This is a genomic window from Desulfobacterales bacterium, from assembly GCA_034520365.1.
In the GTDB taxonomy this organism is placed as follows: domain Bacteria; phylum Desulfobacterota; class Desulfobacteria; order Desulfobacterales; family Desulfosalsimonadaceae; genus M55B175.
On sequence record JAXHNP010000003.1, the window covers coordinates 452,659 to 470,948 of the forward strand.

12 protein-coding genes are annotated in these 18,290 nt (G+C 55.6%); 5 read left to right on the forward strand and 7 right to left on the reverse strand.

The features are described from left to right. Positions 1-5: 5 nt before the first annotated feature. The 5 genes from U5L07_05385 to U5L07_05405 all read left to right on the forward strand — a co-directional run bounded on the left by U5L07_05385 (position 6) and on the right by U5L07_05405 (position 6,058). The gene (locus U5L07_05385) at positions 6-1,343 is read left to right on the forward strand and encodes a (Fe-S)-binding protein (protein ID MDZ7831162.1); all 1,338 of its coding nucleotides are present in this window, start codon (positions 6-8) and stop codon (positions 1,341-1,343) included. 116 nt (positions 1,344-1,459) lie between these two features. Beyond that, the gene (locus tag U5L07_05390; GenBank protein ID MDZ7831163.1) at positions 1,460-1,855 is read left to right on the forward strand and encodes a cytochrome c3 family protein; all 396 of its coding nucleotides are present in this window, start codon (positions 1,460-1,462) and stop codon (positions 1,853-1,855) included. 63 nt (positions 1,856-1,918) lie between these two features. After that, entirely contained in the window at positions 1,919-2,272 is a 354-nt protein-coding gene (locus U5L07_05395) for a response regulator (GenBank protein ID MDZ7831164.1), read from the forward strand. 11 nt (positions 2,273-2,283) lie between these two features. Beyond that, positions 2,284-4,581, forward strand: coding sequence for a PAS domain S-box protein (locus U5L07_05400; GenBank protein MDZ7831165.1), 2,298 nt, complete (start codon positions 2,284-2,286; stop codon positions 4,579-4,581). After that, positions 4,553-6,058, forward strand: coding sequence for a response regulator (locus tag U5L07_05405; protein MDZ7831166.1), 1,506 nt, complete (start codon positions 4,553-4,555; stop codon positions 6,056-6,058). Before U5L07_05400 ends, U5L07_05405 begins: the two co-directional genes overlap by 29 nt. A 305-nt stretch (positions 6,059-6,363) precedes the next feature. Here the strand turns inward: U5L07_05405 and U5L07_05410 are convergent, their stop codons facing one another. From U5L07_05410 to U5L07_05440, 7 genes are all read right to left on the reverse strand, one after another. Continuing rightward, entirely contained in the window at positions 6,364-7,221 is an 858-nt protein-coding gene (locus U5L07_05410) for a CoB--CoM heterodisulfide reductase iron-sulfur subunit B family protein (protein MDZ7831167.1), read from the reverse strand. After that, positions 7,218-7,784 carry a 4Fe-4S dicluster domain-containing protein gene (locus tag U5L07_05415; GenBank protein ID MDZ7831168.1) on the reverse strand — a complete coding sequence of 189 codons (567 nt, stop codon included), beginning with the start codon at positions 7,782-7,784 and terminating at the stop codon, positions 7,218-7,220. The genes U5L07_05410 and U5L07_05415 overlap by 4 nt, the downstream gene beginning before the upstream one ends. Positions 7,785-7,801: 17 nt before the next feature. Then, positions 7,802-11,251, reverse strand: a complete 3,450-nt coding sequence (locus U5L07_05420) for an FAD-dependent oxidoreductase (protein MDZ7831169.1) — start codon at positions 11,249-11,251, stop codon at positions 7,802-7,804. A 12-nt stretch (positions 11,252-11,263) separates the two neighbouring features. Further along, complete coding sequence (locus U5L07_05425; GenBank protein MDZ7831170.1) at positions 11,264-12,406, reverse strand: Coenzyme F420 hydrogenase/dehydrogenase, beta subunit C-terminal domain; 1,143 nt, start codon at positions 12,404-12,406, stop codon at positions 11,264-11,266. A gap of 30 nt (positions 12,407-12,436) precedes the next feature. After that, positions 12,437-12,862, reverse strand: coding sequence for a hydrogenase iron-sulfur subunit (locus U5L07_05430; GenBank protein ID MDZ7831171.1), 426 nt, complete (start codon positions 12,860-12,862; stop codon positions 12,437-12,439). A 16-nt stretch (positions 12,863-12,878) separates the two neighbouring features. Beyond that, the gene (locus U5L07_05435) at positions 12,879-16,289 is read right to left on the reverse strand and encodes an FAD-dependent oxidoreductase (GenBank protein ID MDZ7831172.1); all 3,411 of its coding nucleotides are present in this window, start codon (positions 16,287-16,289) and stop codon (positions 12,879-12,881) included. Positions 16,290-16,491: 202 nt separating this feature from the next. Beyond that, complete coding sequence (locus U5L07_05440; protein ID MDZ7831173.1) at positions 16,492-18,060, reverse strand: response regulator; 1,569 nt, start codon at positions 18,058-18,060, stop codon at positions 16,492-16,494. Positions 18,061-18,290 lie beyond the last annotated feature (230 nt).

The window sequence follows — 18,290 nt, forward strand, 5'->3', positions numbered from 1 at the left end:
CCCGCATGAAAGCACCGGCTGAAAAGAGCTTCGAAGAAAAAAAGAAAATTCACGACAAGGGCATTGAAGAGGGGGCCGCGCAGCTCACCCAGGAAAAGGTCCACCAGGTGGTTCAGCAAATGCTCTCCGCCGAGGGGGGCGCCCGCCTTAAAGCCTATATCGAAACCTGTTCCCATTGCGGGCTGTGCAGCGAAGCCTGCCATTACTATCTCTCCAACGATAACAACCCGATCTATTCGCCGGCGGGTAAAGTCAAACAGACCATCGGTGAAATTGTTAAAAAAAAGGGCAAGGTATCGGTCGATTTTATTAAAGAGGCTTGCGAAATCAGCTTCACCGAATGCAACCTCTGCCGCCGCTGCGTCATGTACTGCCCCTTTGGCATCGATGTGGCCTATATGATGCTTTTCATGCGGCGCATCTGCCATAAGCTGGGCGTTGTGCCGCAATACATACAGGATACGGCCCACAGCCATTCCGCAACGCTCAATCAGATGTGGGTGAAAGAGGACGAATGGATCGATACCCTGCAGTGGCAGGAAGAAGAGGCCCAGGATGAGTTCCCGGATCTTCGGATTCCGATTGAAAAGGAAGGGGCGGATATATTCTATTCGGTCATCGGGCCGGAGCCCAAATTCCGGGCGCAGCTCATCTACCAGATGGCGGTGATCATGTACGCGTCCGGTGCTGACTGGACCATGCCGGCCACGCCCGGGTGGGATAACAGCGATATGTGCATGTATACCGGGGATGTGGAAATGGTGGCCCGGTTAAAGAAGGTCCATTTCGAGACCGCCATGCGGCTTAAAAACAAGCGCATCGTGATGGGCGAATGCGGGCACGCCTTCCGCTCGGTCCATGACGTGGGCAACCGCTTTCTGGGATGGAAAATGGCCCCGCTTCCGGTGGTGCACGCCATTGAGTTCTACTATGAACTCCTGCGCGACCGCAAAATCCGTATCAAAAACAAGCTTTCCCAGCCGGTCACCTTCCATGACCCCTGCAATATCGTCCGCGGCCGCGGACTGCACGAAATGGGCAGATACGTGATCAATGAAACCTGCAAAACATTTATCGAAATGCATCCCAACCGGGAACACAATTTCTGCTGTGCAGCAGGCGGCGGAGTGATCAACTGCGGGCCGCCTTTCCGGAACAAGCGCGTCACCGGCAACCGCGTCAAGGCGGATCAGCTGGCCGAGGCCAAGAAAAAAGGAGCGGAAATTGTAATCGCCCCCTGCCATAACTGTCACGGCGGGCTTGAGGACATCATCAAGCACTATGAACTGGGCATGGAATTGAAATTTTTGGGCGATATTCTCTACGAGGTTATGGAGAAGTAGGTATTGGGTTTTGGATATTAGGTATTGGGTATTGGGTTATAAAAATTTAACAGACCACAACACCTATCATCACCTAACACCTAATACCTAACACCTCTGAATCAAAGGAGTCGCGCATGGGCATGAGACAAGTACTGACGCTATTATCGATAATCGGGGGGATGCTCCTGCTTACCGGGATTGCCGCTTATTCACAAGGAGACATCCGTTTTGTAAAAGACAGCGCCTTTGATGATCCCATGCGTCCGCCCGTGAAGTTCCACCATGATGCGCACAATCAGAAGGCGGGCATCACTGAATGCAACGTTTGCCACCATATGTATGAGGATGGTGAAAAACTCGAATACGAGGCATCAATCGGCATGGAGTGCTCCCAATGTCATCTGTCTCAAAATGATAACTCCAAAATGGATTTGATTCGGGCCTATCACCTGCAATGCCGGGGATGCCACTTAAAGGAATCCGCCGGGCCGGTGCTTTGCGGGGAATGTCATCAGAAAACGGACCAATAAAATATTGCTGCCGGCCAAACAGGTGCCTCTATCCGCAAAAATAAAAATAAAACGGAGCTTTTCATGGCCAAAAAAATTCTAGTCATCGATGATGATCCATACACCGTCAGGTACTTGGAAACCCTGTTTCAGGACAATGGATATGAGACGTGCAGCGCGGCAAATGGCGTAGAAGGCCACGATGTGGTCAAAGCTGAAAAGCCGGATCTGATCACCCTGGATTTGGAGATGAGTCAGGAGTGGGGCACCCGGTTTTACCGGAAACTCTCCAAAGAACCGGAATTAAAGGATATCCCGATTATTGTGATCAGCGGCATGCCCAGCAGCCACCTGGCCATCAAAAAGGTGGCGGCGTATTTCAGCAAACCGTTTGATCCGGATGAAGTTCTGAAAAAAGTTAGAGAAATTATCGGGTAACAGGGTGGTTAATGGGTAAATTATTTAATACCCTCCGTGACCATCTGGCGACCAAGCTGATCGTCTCCGTCGGCATTGTACTGGCACTCTCCCTGAGCGCCTGGACCTGGTTCAACATCCAAAATCAGCGGGAAAAGTTGACCCACAACGTCACCCAGGATATTGACCGGCTGAGCAACACCATTAAACTCGGCACGCACTATGCCATGATGCTAAACTCCCGCCCGGATATCACCCAGATCATCAACAACATCGCCCAGCAAAAGGAAATCAAAGCGATCCGGATCTATAACAAATCCGGAGAAATCAAATTTTCCAACAAATCCGAAGAAATCAACCGGGAAACGGCAATTACCGACGAGGCCTGCCACATATGCCACCGCAGAGATCCGCCCCGGCAGCATCTGACCCTGGATCAGCGCACGCGCATGGTTAAAAGATCAAATGGCCCCCGCCTGATGGGCATTGTGAGTCCGATCCGCAATGAGCCGGACTGCACCACCGCTGCCTGCCATTCCCATCGGGAGGAGCAGACGGTGCTCGGGGTATTGGATGTTGTGGTGTCGCTGGAAAATACGGATAAATTTATCCTCACGCTGGAAAAGTATACCATCGGTTTTACTGTCATCCTGTTTATAGCCATCGCGCTTATCATCTGGCTGCTTGTCATGCGATTTGTCAACCAGCCGATACAGAAGCTGATCCGCGGCACCCGCCTGATTGCAAAAGGCGACTACCACTCCAAGGTGAATATCCGGCAGTCCGATGAAATGGGCAAACTCGCCCAGGCGGTCAACCAAATGGCCAATGAAATCGACCGGAAGCAGGGGGAGGTCAACAAGCAGAAACAGGAGTATCAAAAGCTGTTTGAACAGGTACCCTGCTTTATTACCGTGGTGGACAGAAATTTTCGTCTGAACCAGTTTAACACGGAATTTGCGGAGCATTTTGAGCCCAAGTATAATGATTACTGCTATTTAGCCTATAAGGGCCGAAACAAGAAATGCGAACACTGCCCGGTGGAAAAAACCTTTAACGACGGAAAGCCCCATTTCGGCGAGGAAACCGGCATTGACAAATCCGGGGAAACCAAGCACTGGATTGTCCGGACCGCCCCGATTACCAATGAAAAAGGGGAGGTGATTGCCGCCATGGAGATGTGCCTGGACATCTCCCCCAGAAAACATCTGGAAGAGCAGTTAAAATCCTCGGAGGAAAAATACTATGCCATTTTCAACAACATCCCCAATCCGGTGTTTGTTTTGGATAACAATACGCTGGAGATTCTGGACTGCAATGAAAGCGCCGAGGCGCTTTACGGATATACCAAATCCGAACTGATCAGCCGGCCGTTTACCGCGCTGTTCAATGAAAACGAAGTCGAATATTACCAGGATAAAATCCACACCTCCGCGGTGATTAACAAGGTCAAACAATTCCATAAAAACGGGGATCGGCTCTATGTCAATATACGGGTCTCGCCTTCGGAATTTGCCGGCATTAAAGTCTATTTGATCACTACCAGCGACATCACCCAGCGGCTTGAAACCGAACAGCAATTGGTCCAGGCAAGCAAAATGGCCACCCTGGGGGAAATGGCCACAGGCATCGCCCATGAACTGAATCAGCCGCTTTCAGTCATTAAAACCGCCAGCGGATTTCTGTTGAAAAAGCAGCAGTCCGGGGCTGAACTGGCGGCTTCCACGTTTCAGTCCATGCTTGAAAAAATTGACAGCAACATTGACCGGGCCACCAAGATCATCAACCACATGCGCGACATTGCCCGCAAATCCGATCTGCAGCTTCAGCCCATGCAAATTCTGGATGTCATCACCAAAGCCTACGAGATGTTCCAGCAGCAGTTAAAACTCCGGGAAATATCGGTTGAATGGGACCTGCCGGAAGACCTGCCCACGATTAACGGTGATCCGGACCGGCTCGAACAGGTGTTTATCAATCTGTTTGTCAATGCCCGGGATGCCATCGAGGAAAAATGGGGGGGCACGGCGTATACCGAAGAAGACAAAAAAATCCGAATCACCGGCAGAACCGAAAACCGCTCGGTTATTATTGAATTCTCTGATACCGGCGCCGGCATCCCGAAGAACATGGCCGACCGCATCTTTGAACCCTTTTTCACCACCAAAGAGGCGGGCAAAGGCACGGGACTCGGGCTCTCCATCAGCTACGGCATCATCCGGGACTGCGGCGGCCATATTTCTGTTGTCCCGAGTGAGGCCGGCGCCCGATTTATTCTTAAATTTCTTGTAAGGCGAACAAATGAAGAATCCGCCGATTTTAATCGTTGATGATGAACCGGATATCCGGGAGGTTTTGGAAATCACCCTGACCGATACCGGCTACACAGTGTACACGGCTGAAAGCGGGGCAGCGGCAATGGATATTTTCCGCGAGGTGCAACCGCCGATCGTGCTGACAGACATCAAAATGCCCGGCATGGACGGGATCGAACTGCTGGAAAAAATCAAAAACGAAAACCCGGAAACCGAAGTGATTATGATCACCGGCCACGGGGATATGGATGTGGCGGTTAAAAGCCTTCACCATGACGCCACGGATTTTATTACCAAGCCCATTAACGACCATGCCATGGAAGCCGCGCTCAAAAAGGCCCGGGAGCGGATTGCGGTTCGGGAGAAAATGCGGGAGTATACGGAAAATCTGGAAAACCTGATCCTTGAAAAATCCAGAGCCCTCTCATCCTCAGAGCAGCCGTCTGAAGCAGAGGGGGATCGCTTCGGCCTTTCCGACAGCTCGGTGTTTGATGAACTGCCCTGCTTTATCGCCATTCTTAACCGGCAATTCTATTTTATTACCACAAACCGCTGGTTCAAGGACACTTTCAACAGCGAGATTTCCAGCCGGCGCTGCTATCAGATTTTAAAACAGGCGGAGGAGCCCTGCAAGGAATGCCCGGCCGCGGCCACATTCGGCGACGGCCAGCCCCATGAGGCCAAAGCGGATTATACCACCGCCGAGGGCCGGAAGTATCCCGTACTGGTCTGGACCTCGCCGATTCGAAATGCCGAGGGCGTTATCCACCGGGTGCTGGTCATGGCCACACCGATCGATCGGCTGACCGATCTGCAGGACCATTTAAGCTCCCTGGGGCTGATGGTGGGCTCGGTCTCCCACGGATTAAAGGGGTTGCTCACAGGCCTTGACGGCGGGATGTATATGCTGGACTCCGGGCTTGAAAAAGAGGATACTGCCCAGGCCAAAGAGGGCCTCCAGATGGTTAAATCCATGACCGAACGGATCCGCAACATGGTGTTAGACCTATTATTCTATGCCAAAAAGCGGGAATTAAAGACCCAGCCGGTTAATGTGGCGGATTTTGCAAAGGATGTGGCGGATGTGGTGGCCGCCAAGCTGGAATGGCAGCACATTGAATTTATACGGGATTTTCAGAACGCCGGCGGCGAATTTAACATTGACGCCGGGATGCTCCGCTCCGCGCTGGTCAATATCCTGGAAAACGCCATGGACGCCTGTCTGGCGGATAAGGAGCGGGCCTCAAAAACCACCTTTACGGCCGAAACGCGGGAAAATGAGGTAGTTTTTGAAATTGAAGACAACGGCATCGGCATGGATGAGGAGACCCAGAACAATATCTTTACCCTTTTCTATTCATCCAAAGGCAAACAGGGCACCGGCCTCGGCCTCTTTATCGCCAACAAGGTGGTCACCGAGCATGGCGGTGAAATCCGGGTGGAAAGCGAAAAAGGGGAAGGGTCAAAGTTTACTGTCACGATTCCCAAATAAAAAGGCCATCCCCCGACGACCGATGACCGCGAGGGATGGCCTATTGGTCAACAAATATTTAAAATGCTTCTAAGCAACTTCACGGGTATTAGGTTTTGGGTATTAGGTATTAGGTTAATGAAATCAAGAATTTATGGTCGGCACGGTGGCCGACCCTACGATGAATCGGGTTTTTCCCCATTCGTAGGGCGGGCCACCGTGCCCGCCTGAAAAATAGATAGAACAAATTTACCATGCCTCAGTGCCTTTAAAGTTATTTATAGGCTCGGTCCCGGGCGGCGGCCCGGGGGGAATACTTCTAAGCACTAAATAAAAGCGGATACACTGGAAAGGTTCATCTCGATGGAGAGGTTCCTGGGGTCGATGCCCATGGCAAGGCCCAGAAACTGGGGGAGATAAAGAATGGGGCGGTGAAGGTCCTGATGGGCGGATCGGGAGACCTGGTTCTGGTAGCCTTCGAGGTTCATCTGGCACATGGGGCAGACGGTTACGATGGCGTCCGCGCCGCTGGCGCCGGAAAGAATGGCGGCCACCATCTCCTGGGCGATCTCCGGCTGGATGTTCATCAGGGACGCCCCGCAGCATTTGGCCCCCATCCGCCAATCGTGGATGCTGGCCCCGGTGGCCAGAATCAGTGGTTCCATAGAGGTGGGATCTTCCGGGTCATCAAAAACCTTATAAGGTCTGAGGCACTGGCAGCCGTAGTAAAGGGCGACCCGGTATTGGTCCATACTTGATTGGAGGTAACCGGCCAAGCCCTCCGCGCCGATATCGGAAACCAGAACATCCAGCAGGTGCCGGACCCGTTTAGCGCTCTGGAGCTTCAGCCCCTCGGGTTCCAGTGCCTGGTTTACCCGTTTTAGTAAATCGGGATTTTTCCGCGTTTCTTCCGCCGCCCGCCTTAAATTGAGATAACAGGCACTGCAGGGGACCAGGATATCCTTTATTGACTCGTCCATGGATTCGGCAACGGCCAGATTCCGGGCCGGCAGCGCATAGGACAGCAGATCACTTTCCGCCTCGGCCGCGGAGGCGCCGCAGCAGGTCCAACCTTCGATTTCAATCAGTTCTATCCCTAAGGCCTGAAAAAGCGCCCGGGTGGAGCGGTCGTATTCAAGTGCCGTGCCCTCAAGCGAACAACCCGGATAATACAGGTATTTCATTTCGCTTTCTCCAGTTCTTCCACGCGCCGAAACATTCGGTCCAATGGATGCTCGGGCTTGCTTTTATCCGGAAATATTGAAATTTTGCCCTTCCGCAGCAGCCGGAGACCCAAGGGCGTAAATTTTAGGGGAATGGCGGGATTTTTCATTAAAATAAAGTAGCGGCGCATGAACTCCATTTCGTTTACCCGGCCGTGCCGGCGCACACTATCCAGAAAACTTCCGTAAAACCGGGCACTCGGCCGGTATTCGGCAATATTTTCATGGGCTGCAGCCCGTTTCAAGGCATGCATGGCTTCTGTCAGAGGGAGCCCCCGGGGGCATCGGAGTGTGCAGTAATAGCAGGCCGAGCATAGGGCAAAAGTTCGGCTGTGAAACACCTCTTCGGTGTTCCCTGTGAGCACCAGCCGCCAGAGCCTTCGCGGGGTGAAATCCATCAGATTCGCGTTTCTGCACGAGCCCGTGCAGGTCCCGCACTGGATGCAGGCCAGCAGCTCCTCGCGTATGGGCGCCAGAATGGCATCCGATATTTCATGGGGCTTTGCGCGCCTGGCTGTTTTCATTTATCCCGACCCCCCTTTTATAAGGATGCCATGGCGGCATCGATCACCTCAAACATCTCAAGCTCGGATCCGCTGGAAAGAATGGTGGCGCTATTCGGACAGACGGCCGCACACGCCCCGCAGCCCTGGCATTTAATGGCATGCACGACGATCTCCCCGGTTTCGGGATCAACTGCCCGGGCGCCATAGGGGCATGCCGAAATGCACAACTGACAGGCCGAGCAGAGCGCATGGCGGACCACGGCCACCCGCTGCCCGGCGTTTATCCGCTGGCGGGAAATCATGCGCACCGCCCGCATGGCCGCGGCCTCGGCAGATGCCATACTGTCATCAACGGCGCGCGGGGAAAGCGCCAGGCCGCAGGCAAACACCCCGGCCGCCAGGGACTCCACCGGCCGCCACTTAAAATCCGCTTCCTTGAAAAACCCCTGCTCGTCAATTTTGGCATCCAGTTCCGGCAGCAGCGCATCCGGCAATGCCGGGCGGATGCCGGTGGCGAGAAGCAGCAGATCCGCATCAATCTGAACGCTTTGCCCGAGAATGGGGTCCTCCGTCATAATCCGCACAGCGCCGCCCTCGCCTTCAGCCCCTTCGGGCAGCACAACCTCAGGCTTGGCATCTGTTGTGTATGGAAAAAAGATGATCCCCTGCTGCCTGGCCCGGGTATAATAGGTTTCGTAAAACCCGGGGGTCATCATATCCCGGTAAAGGACATAGACAGATATATCCGGATTTTCCTGCTTCAGGTAAAGGGCATGTTTTAATGCGGAGATACAGCAGATGCGGCTGCAGTAGTTCCGGGGCGCCTCCCGGCAGTCCACGCACTGGATCATGGCCACACATGAAAGATTTGCCGGATCGATGTCGCCTTGTGCGCGGGCGGTTTCAAACGCCTTCTGCGTCATCACGGCCGCACTTTTTCCGTGGCCGTAGCTCTCGGTTTCCGCCTCAACGCCGCCGGTGGCCAGGATGGTGACGCCATGGGAGACCGGGTTTTCATTCTCGCCGTCACTGATTTTGCTCTGGAACCGGCCCACCGTCCCCTTCGCATCCATCACCTCTGAATTCAGGTGCACGTTAATCAGGGAATGATCATTTACCCGGGCAATGGTGTTTTCAAGCAGCTCACGCACATCCGTCCCACTAATCATGTAGGTGAGCCAATTCAGGTTGCCGCCCAGGTTTTCCGTCTTTTCCACCAGATCCACCTGGAAGCCATGGTCGGCAATGGATAGCGCCGCGGTCATTCCGGCAATCCCGCCGCCGATTACCAGCGCTGACTGATAAACATCCACATGCGGCGAACCTGTCAAATCCGCCCGCTTTAGCCCGGAAATTGCCATTTTGAGGTTCCGGGCCACATAGCCGGTATTTACGGGCATCTGATCGGCGGCCGCGGAATCCGCGGCAAACCATTCGGCGAGATAAATATCCTTTATTTGCACGGCCGCTTCCGGCAGGCCCGCGGCATCGGCGATCTCTCCCCGCCGATGCGCATAGGCATTGGGCGAGCAGGTGGCCAAAAGGATCCGGTTTACGGTTTTGTCTTTTACTTCTTCCAAAAACGCCATCCAGCCATCATCCCTACAAAGCTGATCCAGTTCCAGGCACCTTGCAACCGCCGGCTCGGCTTGCATTTGCTCAAGCAGCGCCGCCATATCAATTATCTTGGGCAGGCGGCCGCCGCAGGTGCATAACACGACCAGAACACCCGGCATTTCCCGGCGGATATCACGGCTCTGGCGCTCAGCCGTTTCAACCGCTTCCAGGCTGCCGCCGCTCCGATGGATGGCCAGGGAGGCACCGCAGGCGGCTGACTGGGCGCGAATCACCGCGTCATTAATATCGGTTAACCCGGATACCGCACCGCCGAGAAAAACCCCGGGCTTTGCGGTTCGGGTAAGGGAAAACGGCCGGGGCGCGAGATACCCCCATTGATTAAGATCCAGCTCCAGCATCTCTGAGAACCTGCCCGCGCTATCCGCCGCCCGCTGGCCCACAGACAACACCACCAGATCAAACCCGCCTTCCCTGGCCCCTTCGGCATCCACATACCGGATCATAAGCTTTGGGCTATCATCATCCGTGGGGCTCACCGAGTGGACCCGGCAGCGCTGCAGCATGACCCCGGCATCCAGCGCCTCATCCAGATACTGCTGGAACGGCTTTTCAAACACCCGCATATCCATGTAAAAAATGACCGTTTCCACTTCCCCGCCGCTCATTTCACGGGCCAGCATCGCCTCCTTTAAAGCGGACATGCAGCAGATACTGGAGCAGAAATCAGAATCGGTCTGAAGGTCCCTTGAGCCCACGCACTGGATCCAGGCGATTTTTTTGACCGGCTGCCTATCCGACGGCCGCAGGAGCTGACCCCCAAAAGGACCGGTGCCGCTGATCAGCCGTTCAAACTCCAGGTGGGTGACCACATCCGGGTAAACCCCGTAACCGTAAACATCCTTTTCATCCGCCGGGTTAAAATAGCGGCAGCCGGCGGAGATGACCACCGCGCCCACGTCAAGGACGCGCTCGAGGCTTCCGTCGCTCTCTTCATAAAGCCGGTAGATCTGGGGCAGGAGCGATGTCTCCTCAAAGGGTTTCACCAGGTAGTCCACCGCGCCTATCTTCATGGACTCCACCGCGGTCTCGATGGTGGCGTAGGCTGTCATCATCACCACCCGGAGCTCCGGCTGCAGGGTCAAAGCCTCTTTCAGGACATCCACGCCTTCCATACCCGGCATTTTGATATCCAAAAGCATCAAATGAAACGTATCCGCCTTCAGCTTCTCCAGCGCCTCTTCACCGGATTCGGCCATGTCGGCAAAAAACCCTTCATCCGCCAGAAGCGCCCGCAGGGAATCCCGGACGATCAGCTCATCATCCACCACCAGGATTCTAAACTTCTCCCGGTCTGCGGTGGCCATACGGATCGCCCCGGTGGGACATACCGGCACGCATTCACCGCAGTGTGTGCATGCGGAAAGATCGATCACGTAAGTCCCGGGCAGCATCTGGGGGGCGGGCCGGTATATGGCTTTTCGGGTGGAAAGCCCCGCATTGAAATCATCTTTGACCTCGACCGGGCAGGCGGCCGCACAATCCCCGCAGCCCGCGCACCGCTTGGGGTTCACCAGCGTTGGGGGCTGGTGCAGGGTGGCGGAAAAATTTCCCGCTTCACCCGAAATATCCGTTACTTCGGCGGCAGTCAGCACCTCGATGTTGTCATGGAAAAGCCCGCGCCGCAGACATTGCTGAATGGCCTGATCCGGTTCCGCGGCCGGCAGCATTTTGCACATGCCGCAGCGGTTGGTCGGAAACTGGTGATCCAGCTGCTCAAGTATCCCGCCGATATGCGGGGCCTTGTCCACCAGGTAGACCTGGTAGCCGGTTTCCGCCAGATCAATGGCCGAGCGGATGCCGCTGATGCCGGCCCCAATAACAAGCGCTGATCCGGATTTCGATGCCATTATATGCCTCCGTTATTCCCCGATGCCCACAATTTCGGAAAACTCCTCTTCCTTGAACACCAGAAGCGGCGGCGCCTCCTCCGTGCTCCGGCCGGCCTCATAATCAAATGCCGCCTGGGTGCGATGCGAAACGGTCCGAAAAAGCTCGGTTAGGGGGATATCATTGGGGCATGCGTTGGAGCACTGCCCGCAGCCCACACATGCCGTGCTCATGTGCGTTAGCCGCGTTATGTGATAAAATACGGTGTCCGTCGGCATCTTGAGCGCCCCCTTGCGATCCGCCCACTGGAGGTATTGCATGGGATCATGCTCGAACACATCTGTTGTGAATACGCATTCCCGGCAGTAGCAGGCCGGACAGGCCACCCGGCAGTTATAGCAATTCACACAGTCCGCCAGGTAGGCGGCCAGTTTCTCAATGCTTGACACTGCCGCCGCGGTTTCTTCAAACACCTGATCCCGGGCGGCGATGCGCTCATCGATTAAATTTTGGACCACTTCGGCCCGATCCTTTGGCGCCTCGGCGGGGCTTGCGCCGATCTTTTCCAGAATCTCCCGGCCGCGCTCGGTTTTGGCCTGCAAGAAAAGCCCGACGGCCAGATCCACGCCGTAGAGTCCGATGATAATGTCAGCCGCCTCCGGCACCGGGTGCTCGCAGATCCGGCAGGCACTATTCATAACCGCCGGCTCCGGCGGATCGTTGCCGGAAAGCCTTGCCTTCTGGAAGACGTCACTTGAATTTTCCGGATTTTCCGCGGCAAACTTCGGATAGGAGCGATTGGTCAATGCCCCCAGACAGTCCATGCCTATCAGGATAACCGGCTCTTTCTCGCTCTGATGGAGCTTGATTAGTTCCACAAATGCCCTTATTTCGCAGGATCGCATCACAGCGGCGATATTTGCGTCCAGTCCTTTGCGCGTTAAGCGGGATAAGTTTTTGGCCGAATTCACTGTAAACGCGGGCGCCAGGGGATCGGCATCATCTAAAAACCCGGGCCGGGACACCAGGGCCGGCATTACCGTATCTTTGACAGGCAGCCGCCGGGGGACCAGCACCCCGCTGATCCCGTCCAGTTCAAGCACGGATTTTAAAAATCCCTGGATATCGGTAAGAAGCTCATCGCCTTGCCGGTCGATCTTGTACCAATCGCTCATGCCAACTCTCCATACCTATTCGGGTAAAACCTAGATCACCATTTGCTGTTTGCACGCATTCGGTCCGATTTGCTTGATTTGCGACACCATTTCCTTGATGGTATCGGCAAACTGGATGCCGTCGCTGGCCCCGATCCAGGTGAGCCGAAGGCGTTCCGGTTCAAAGCCGAACCCGGGAAGAATCTCCTTTAACAGCCGCATCCGCCGGCGGGCCTTGAAGTTGCCGTTGATATAATGGCAGTCCCCGGGATGACAGCCGCTCACCAGTACCGCGTCCGCCCCGTCCAGCAGCGCTTTGATGATATATTTGGGATCCACCATGCCGGTGCACATGACCCGGATCAGCCGGACATTCGGCGGATAGGTCAGCCGGGAAGTGCCGGCCAGGTCGGCTGCGGTATATGTGCACCAGTTACAGACGAATGCGATGATGGTGGGCTCAAATTCTTCTTCCATGGCTCCTCCCTTAAATTCATTGACCAACCGCATAAATGGCATTAAACAATCCGTCCAGCTCCGACATGAGCTGCTTTTCCTTAAAATGCCGGACCTGGGCCGCCCCGCTGGGACATATCGCTGCACAGCTGCCGCAGCCTTTACACACCGCCTCATTGACCACCGAGATTTTGCGCCGCCCGTCAAACTCGATCGCCGAATACGGACACAGCGCAATACACATCTGGCAGCCGGCGCACAAATCCGGATCAATCGAAGAGATGGCGGACGGAATCTGAACCTTTCCCCGGGTCGCAAGGGCGAGCGCTTTGGAGGCTGCGCCCGAGGCCTGGGCCACTGTATCCGGAATATCCTTGGGTCCCTGGCACGCCCCGGCGATGAATACCCCCCCGGTCGGGGTTTCCAGCGGGCCCAGCTTGGGATGCTCTTCCAGAAAAAAGCCGTCCGCTCCGACACTCATGCCGAATGTGCGGCTGACTTCCTGGGCGTCCGGCCGGGCTTCCATGGCCACGCACAGAATCACCATATCCACCGGCACCCGTATGGGGCGGCCGAGCAGGGTGTCTTCGGCGATTGCCACCAGTTTTCCCGTCTCTTCCGGGGTCCTTGCCTCATCAGTGATTTCAGCGACTTTTCCCCGGATAAAGGTCGTGCCCTCTTCCTGGCATTTCCGGTAAAACGCCTCGTAGCCTTTACCAAAACAGCGCTGATCAATGTAGAAATCATAGACCGGGGTATCATGGCCCACCTTGTCTTTGATCAGGTGGGTAAATTTCAAGGCATACATGCAGCAGACCCGGGAGCAGTACTCATGGTAGTTCACATCCCGGCTGCCGATGCAGTGCAGAATGGCGACACTCTCCGGCTTTTTGGTGAATTCGCCCTTTTCATCTTTTATCAGGATCTGACCGCCGGTGGGGCCGGTGGCGTTGCTTAGGCGCTCGAATTCAAGCCCCGTATAAACATTCGGATACTTGCCATACCCATAGGGCTTCATGGGGGTGGGGTCCATCAAATCATAGCCCGTGGCCACAATCAAACTGCCCACTTTGACCTCGCGAATTTCAGGGGCCATCTGATGATCGATGGCATTGGCCTGGCAGGCGTTAACGCACTGCATGCACTCGCAGCAGCCGCCGCAGTTTAAGCACCTGGCGGCCTCTTTCCGGGCATCGGCGTCCACAAGCCCCGCACTGACTTCGGAAAAGGACTGAATCCGCTCCGGCGCCGCTTGATGTGAAGGCGAACACCGGGATTCCGGCTTCAGGTTCTCGGGTATGGGCTTCCAGTCGCTCCCCGGCGCCGGCTCTTTGGCCAGTTCTTCGGCATAGGCTGCCAAATCCGCCCCTTGGATATAGCGGTCAATGGCGGCCACTGCCTTGTGGGCCTGGGCCACGGCCTCAATGACCGAGGCCGGCCCGGTCACCGCATCCCCGCTGGCAAATACATAGGGAATTGACGTCTGCAGCGTATTGGGATCAACGATCAGGGTGCCGCGCCGGGAAATCTCGATCTCCGTATCCTTCAGCTGATCCGCCAGCCCCGTGCTTTGCCCGATGGCCGGTATAACGAGATCACAGGAGATTTCAAATTCAGAGCCTTCCACCGGCACAGGCCGGCGCCGGCCGCTTTGATCCGGCTGGCCGAGTTCGGTCCGGATACATTGCAAGGCGCTTGCCCGGCCGCCCTGGCCCATTATTTGAACCGGCGCGGTGAGATAGTATATGCGCACGCCCTCGGCTTCAGCATCCGTTATTTCTTCCTCATAGGCGGGCATCTCGGCGCGCGATCGCCGATAGACCAGCGACACCGAATCCGCGCCCAGGCGCCTGGCAGACCGGGCTGCATCCACGGCCACGTTGCCGCCGCCGATCACCGCCACGGATTTGCCGGTCTCCGGGGCCTCCCCCAGGTTCGCCCGGCGCAGAAATTCAATGGCATCCATAACACCCGTCTCGGTGTCCTCGCCGGCAATCCCCATTTTCATGGGAAAATGGGCGCCGGTGCCCATGAACACCGCGGAAAAGCCCTCTTCTTTAAGGCTTTCGAATGTAAAATCCCGTCCCAGCCACTCTCCGCAGCGGGTCTGGATTCCGGTATTTAACAAAAAATCAATTTCGCGGTCCAGTACAGACGGCGGAAGCCGATAGTCCGGAATGCCCAGCCGCAGCATGCCGCCCAGCACCGCCTGGCCCTCGAAAATGGTAACCGGGTAGCCCTTCAGCCGCAGATAGTAGGCAGCGGTCAGCCCGGCCGGGCCGGCGCCGATCACCGCGATTTTCTCCGGCCGGTCTTCGATTTCCGGTACGGGCAATTCGGAAAGATCCACCTGGTCCGCGGCAAACCGTTTGAGTTCCCGAATGGATACCGCACTGTCCACCTCGGCCCGCCGGCAGACAGACTCGCACGGATGGGGGCATACCCGGCCGAGCACGCCGGGCAGGGGCAGGCGCTCCATGATCAGCTGCACGGCCTCACGGTATTTGCCCTGGCCAATTAACTGCACATAGCCCTGGACATTGATGCCCGCCGGGCAAGTCGTGGTGCAGGGCGCCCTGTCCTTTTTATCAATCACATAGGTAATGGGCACCGCCTGGGGAAATGAGCGGTAAATGGCTTTTCGCTCGGCAAGTCCTTCATCCCAGCCGCTTGGCATGGAAACCGGGCAGACGCTCATGCACTCGCCGCATCCGGTGCAGACACCTTCCACCACGTACCTGGGCTTTCGCCGCACGGTGACCGTGTAATTGCCGATATAGCCGCTGACCTCCTGAACCTCCGAATAGGAGAGGAGCTCAATGTTGTCGTTCTGGCCCACTTCCACCATCTTCGGGGTGCCGATGCAGGCGGCGCAGTCAAGCGTTGGAAAAGTTTTGTCGAACTGGAGCATATGGCCGCCGATGGTGGTATCCTTTTCCACCAGGTAGACCTTATGCCCGGCACTGCCAAGATCAAGGGCTGCCTGCATGCCGGCGATGCCCCCGCCGACCACCATGATATCCGGATGAACACCGACTTCCCGGGTTTCCAGGGGATAGTGGAACTGCACCCGGTTGACCGCGGCGGCGGCCAGGGTTTTCGCCTTTCGGGTCGCGACATCCGCGTCTTCGGTTACCCAGGAGACCTGCTCGCGCACCGAGGCCATCTGAAAATAATAGGGATTAAGCCCGGCCCGGCGGCAGGCGCCCTGAAAGGTTTTCTCGTGAAGGCGGGGGGAGCAGGAGGCCACGACCACGCGGTTTAAGCCGTGTTCCCGGATATCGGTTTCAATGAGTTCCTGGCCGGGGTCCGAGCACATGAACTTGTAATCCCGGGACACCGTGACATTTTTTAAATGGCTGACATACTCGGCAACCTCTTCGACCCGGACTTTGGAGGCAATGTTGATGCCGCAGTGGCAGATATAGAAACCGACGCTAAGGGGCATTGAACCCTCCTGGCAGAGAGGATGAAGGGGCTGGCGGAACCTGTCCGGTCGATCTGCGCGATAGAGGTGGTATGGAGGTGATGAGCACCGTATGGGTTGTCAAAAGCGGCCAACCCCGCTGTTTTAATTATGATAATTTTAAGCATATGCCATAAATTCCCATGGGTCAAGAACAGATCCGCGCCCAGAACAGATCCGCGCCCTATTGATTTTCCGCCGCAGGCAGCTCCAGGGTAAAGCAGGCGCCCCCGGCAGGTTCATTGGCCGCGGAGATACTGCCCTCATGATGCTTTACAATACCGTAGACCGTGGATAAACCAAGGCCGACACCGTAGCCCGCATTCTTGGTGGAAAAAAAGGGTTCAAAAATTCGGGGCAGATCCGACTCCTTAATCCCCGGGCCCGAATCCCGGACCCGGATAACCACCCTATCGCCCGCCTGGCCGGCCCCGGCTGAAATCTCAAGCTTTCCGCCGTCCGGCATGGCATCCACGGCATTGAATATCAGATTGATGATGCACTGCTGGAGCTGGTTGAAATCTCCGTAAATGGGGGGGAGATCGTCTGCAATGGAAACCCGGCAGTCGATATGCTGAAGTTTTAATTTATGCTGGGAAAGCAGCACGCAGCGATTCAACAGCTCTGATGCCTGGATATTTAAAAAAACCGGCTGGGATGTCCGGGCAAATGAAAGCAGGCTGGAGACAATTTTAGAGCACCGGCTGGTCTCGCTTTCAACCAGAGCGAGGTGTTGCTGAAACTGTTCATGGGTTTTGCCGGAAACCGGCCCCCGATCCAGGATCCGCTTCATCAGGTGCATGTAGTTTAGCATCCCGGAGAGCGGATTATTGATTTCATGGACAATGCTTGCGGCCAGACGACCCAGGGACATCATTTTATCCTGATGCAGAATCCGGCCCTGATCGGCCAGTTCCTGCTCAAGCCGCCGGATTTCGCGAAGATCGCGAAAAAAGCAGACCAAACCGGCGATCTTTGCCTCTTCAAACATCCGGGTGGCAGACACCTGCATGGGGACCCGCTCGCCTGATTTTGCCGCCAATTCGGTTTCAAAGAGAAACAGCCGATCCCTGCCGCCATAGCCGGGGCCGTCCAGGGCATCAAAAAAGAGCTGATAATTATCGGACGGTAAAACATCCGCGAGGGTTAATGCCTTAAAATCGGTTTCCCGGCTGTAGCCCAGCATCTGCTGGAGGCTTTGATTAAAAATGATGACCTGCCCGGTTTCATCGCAGCCAAGGATGCCGTCCATTGAATATTCGATCAGCTTGTCCCGGAAGGCATGGCTGTCAATCAGCTCCTGTAGCGTTTTAGCGTTCTGCTGCTCTAAAAGCGCCGTATATTCGCGGATTTCTTTTTTGGACAGGTACCGGTCTTTGGCGCGATTTAAGGCGACATCCAGGGCGGTTTCATTGATGGGCTTGGTGATAAAATCCGAGGCATCCAGCTGAAGGGCGCGGATCGCCACCTCCATATCGCTGAAGGCGGTGATCACGATCACCTCCATATCCGCGTATCGACGCTTTATCTCTTCCAGCACCCCTATCCCGTCAATACCCGGCATCCGGATATCCGTGATCACAATATGGGGCGGGCGGGCTTCGCAGCGGGCCAGTCCGGCCTCTCCATCCTCAGCGGTTTCCACCTGAAATCCGGCGTCTTCGAGAACCATCCGCAGAATATCCCGAATATCCGCCTCGTCATCAATAACCAGAATCCGCCATTCAGGGGACTGATCGGTGCTTGGGGACATGGGGCCTTCTCTCCTGATTTGCATTCGCCATGGCTATGCGCAAGGGACAAGGTTTAAGGTGTAAGGTATAAGGTATAAGGTGTAAGGTGTAGGGTGCAGGGTGCAGGAGTTCGCAGTTAAATTCCAAATTTCAATATTTCCTCAACCCCCTCAGTGCCTCAGTGCCTTAATGCCTTACACAAAACCATGTATACATATCTATGTTTGCTACAAGATACCCTGTTTGTAAA

Excerpts from the sequence above, each read along its gene's own strand:
- U5L07_05385 (MDZ7831162.1), top strand. The coding sequence starts at position 6 with ATGAAAGCACCGGCTGAAAAGAGCTTCGAAGAAAAAAAGAAAATTCAC.
- U5L07_05390 (MDZ7831163.1), top strand. The coding sequence starts at position 1,460 with ATGGGCATGAGACAAGTACTGACGCTATTATCGATAATCGGGGGGATG.
- U5L07_05395 (MDZ7831164.1), top strand. The coding sequence starts at position 1,919 with ATGGCCAAAAAAATTCTAGTCATCGATGATGATCCATACACCGTCAGG.
- U5L07_05400 (MDZ7831165.1), top strand. The coding sequence starts at position 2,284 with ATGGGTAAATTATTTAATACCCTCCGTGACCATCTGGCGACCAAGCTG.
- U5L07_05405 (MDZ7831166.1), top strand. The coding sequence starts at position 4,553 with ATGAAGAATCCGCCGATTTTAATCGTTGATGATGAACCGGATATCCGG.
- U5L07_05410 (MDZ7831167.1), bottom strand. The coding sequence starts at position 7,221 with ATGAAATACCTGTATTATCCGGGTTGTTCGCTTGAGGGCACGGCACTT.
- U5L07_05415 (MDZ7831168.1), bottom strand. The coding sequence starts at position 7,784 with ATGAAAACAGCCAGGCGCGCAAAGCCCCATGAAATATCGGATGCCATT.
- U5L07_05420 (MDZ7831169.1), bottom strand. The coding sequence starts at position 11,251 with ATGGCATCGAAATCCGGATCAGCGCTTGTTATTGGGGCCGGCATCAGC.
- U5L07_05425 (MDZ7831170.1), bottom strand. The coding sequence starts at position 12,406 with ATGAGCGATTGGTACAAGATCGACCGGCAAGGCGATGAGCTTCTTACC.
- U5L07_05430 (MDZ7831171.1), bottom strand. The coding sequence starts at position 12,862 with ATGGAAGAAGAATTTGAGCCCACCATCATCGCATTCGTCTGTAACTGG.
- U5L07_05435 (MDZ7831172.1), bottom strand. The coding sequence starts at position 16,289 with ATGCCCCTTAGCGTCGGTTTCTATATCTGCCACTGCGGCATCAACATT.
- U5L07_05440 (MDZ7831173.1), bottom strand. The coding sequence starts at position 18,060 with ATGTCCCCAAGCACCGATCAGTCCCCTGAATGGCGGATTCTGGTTATT.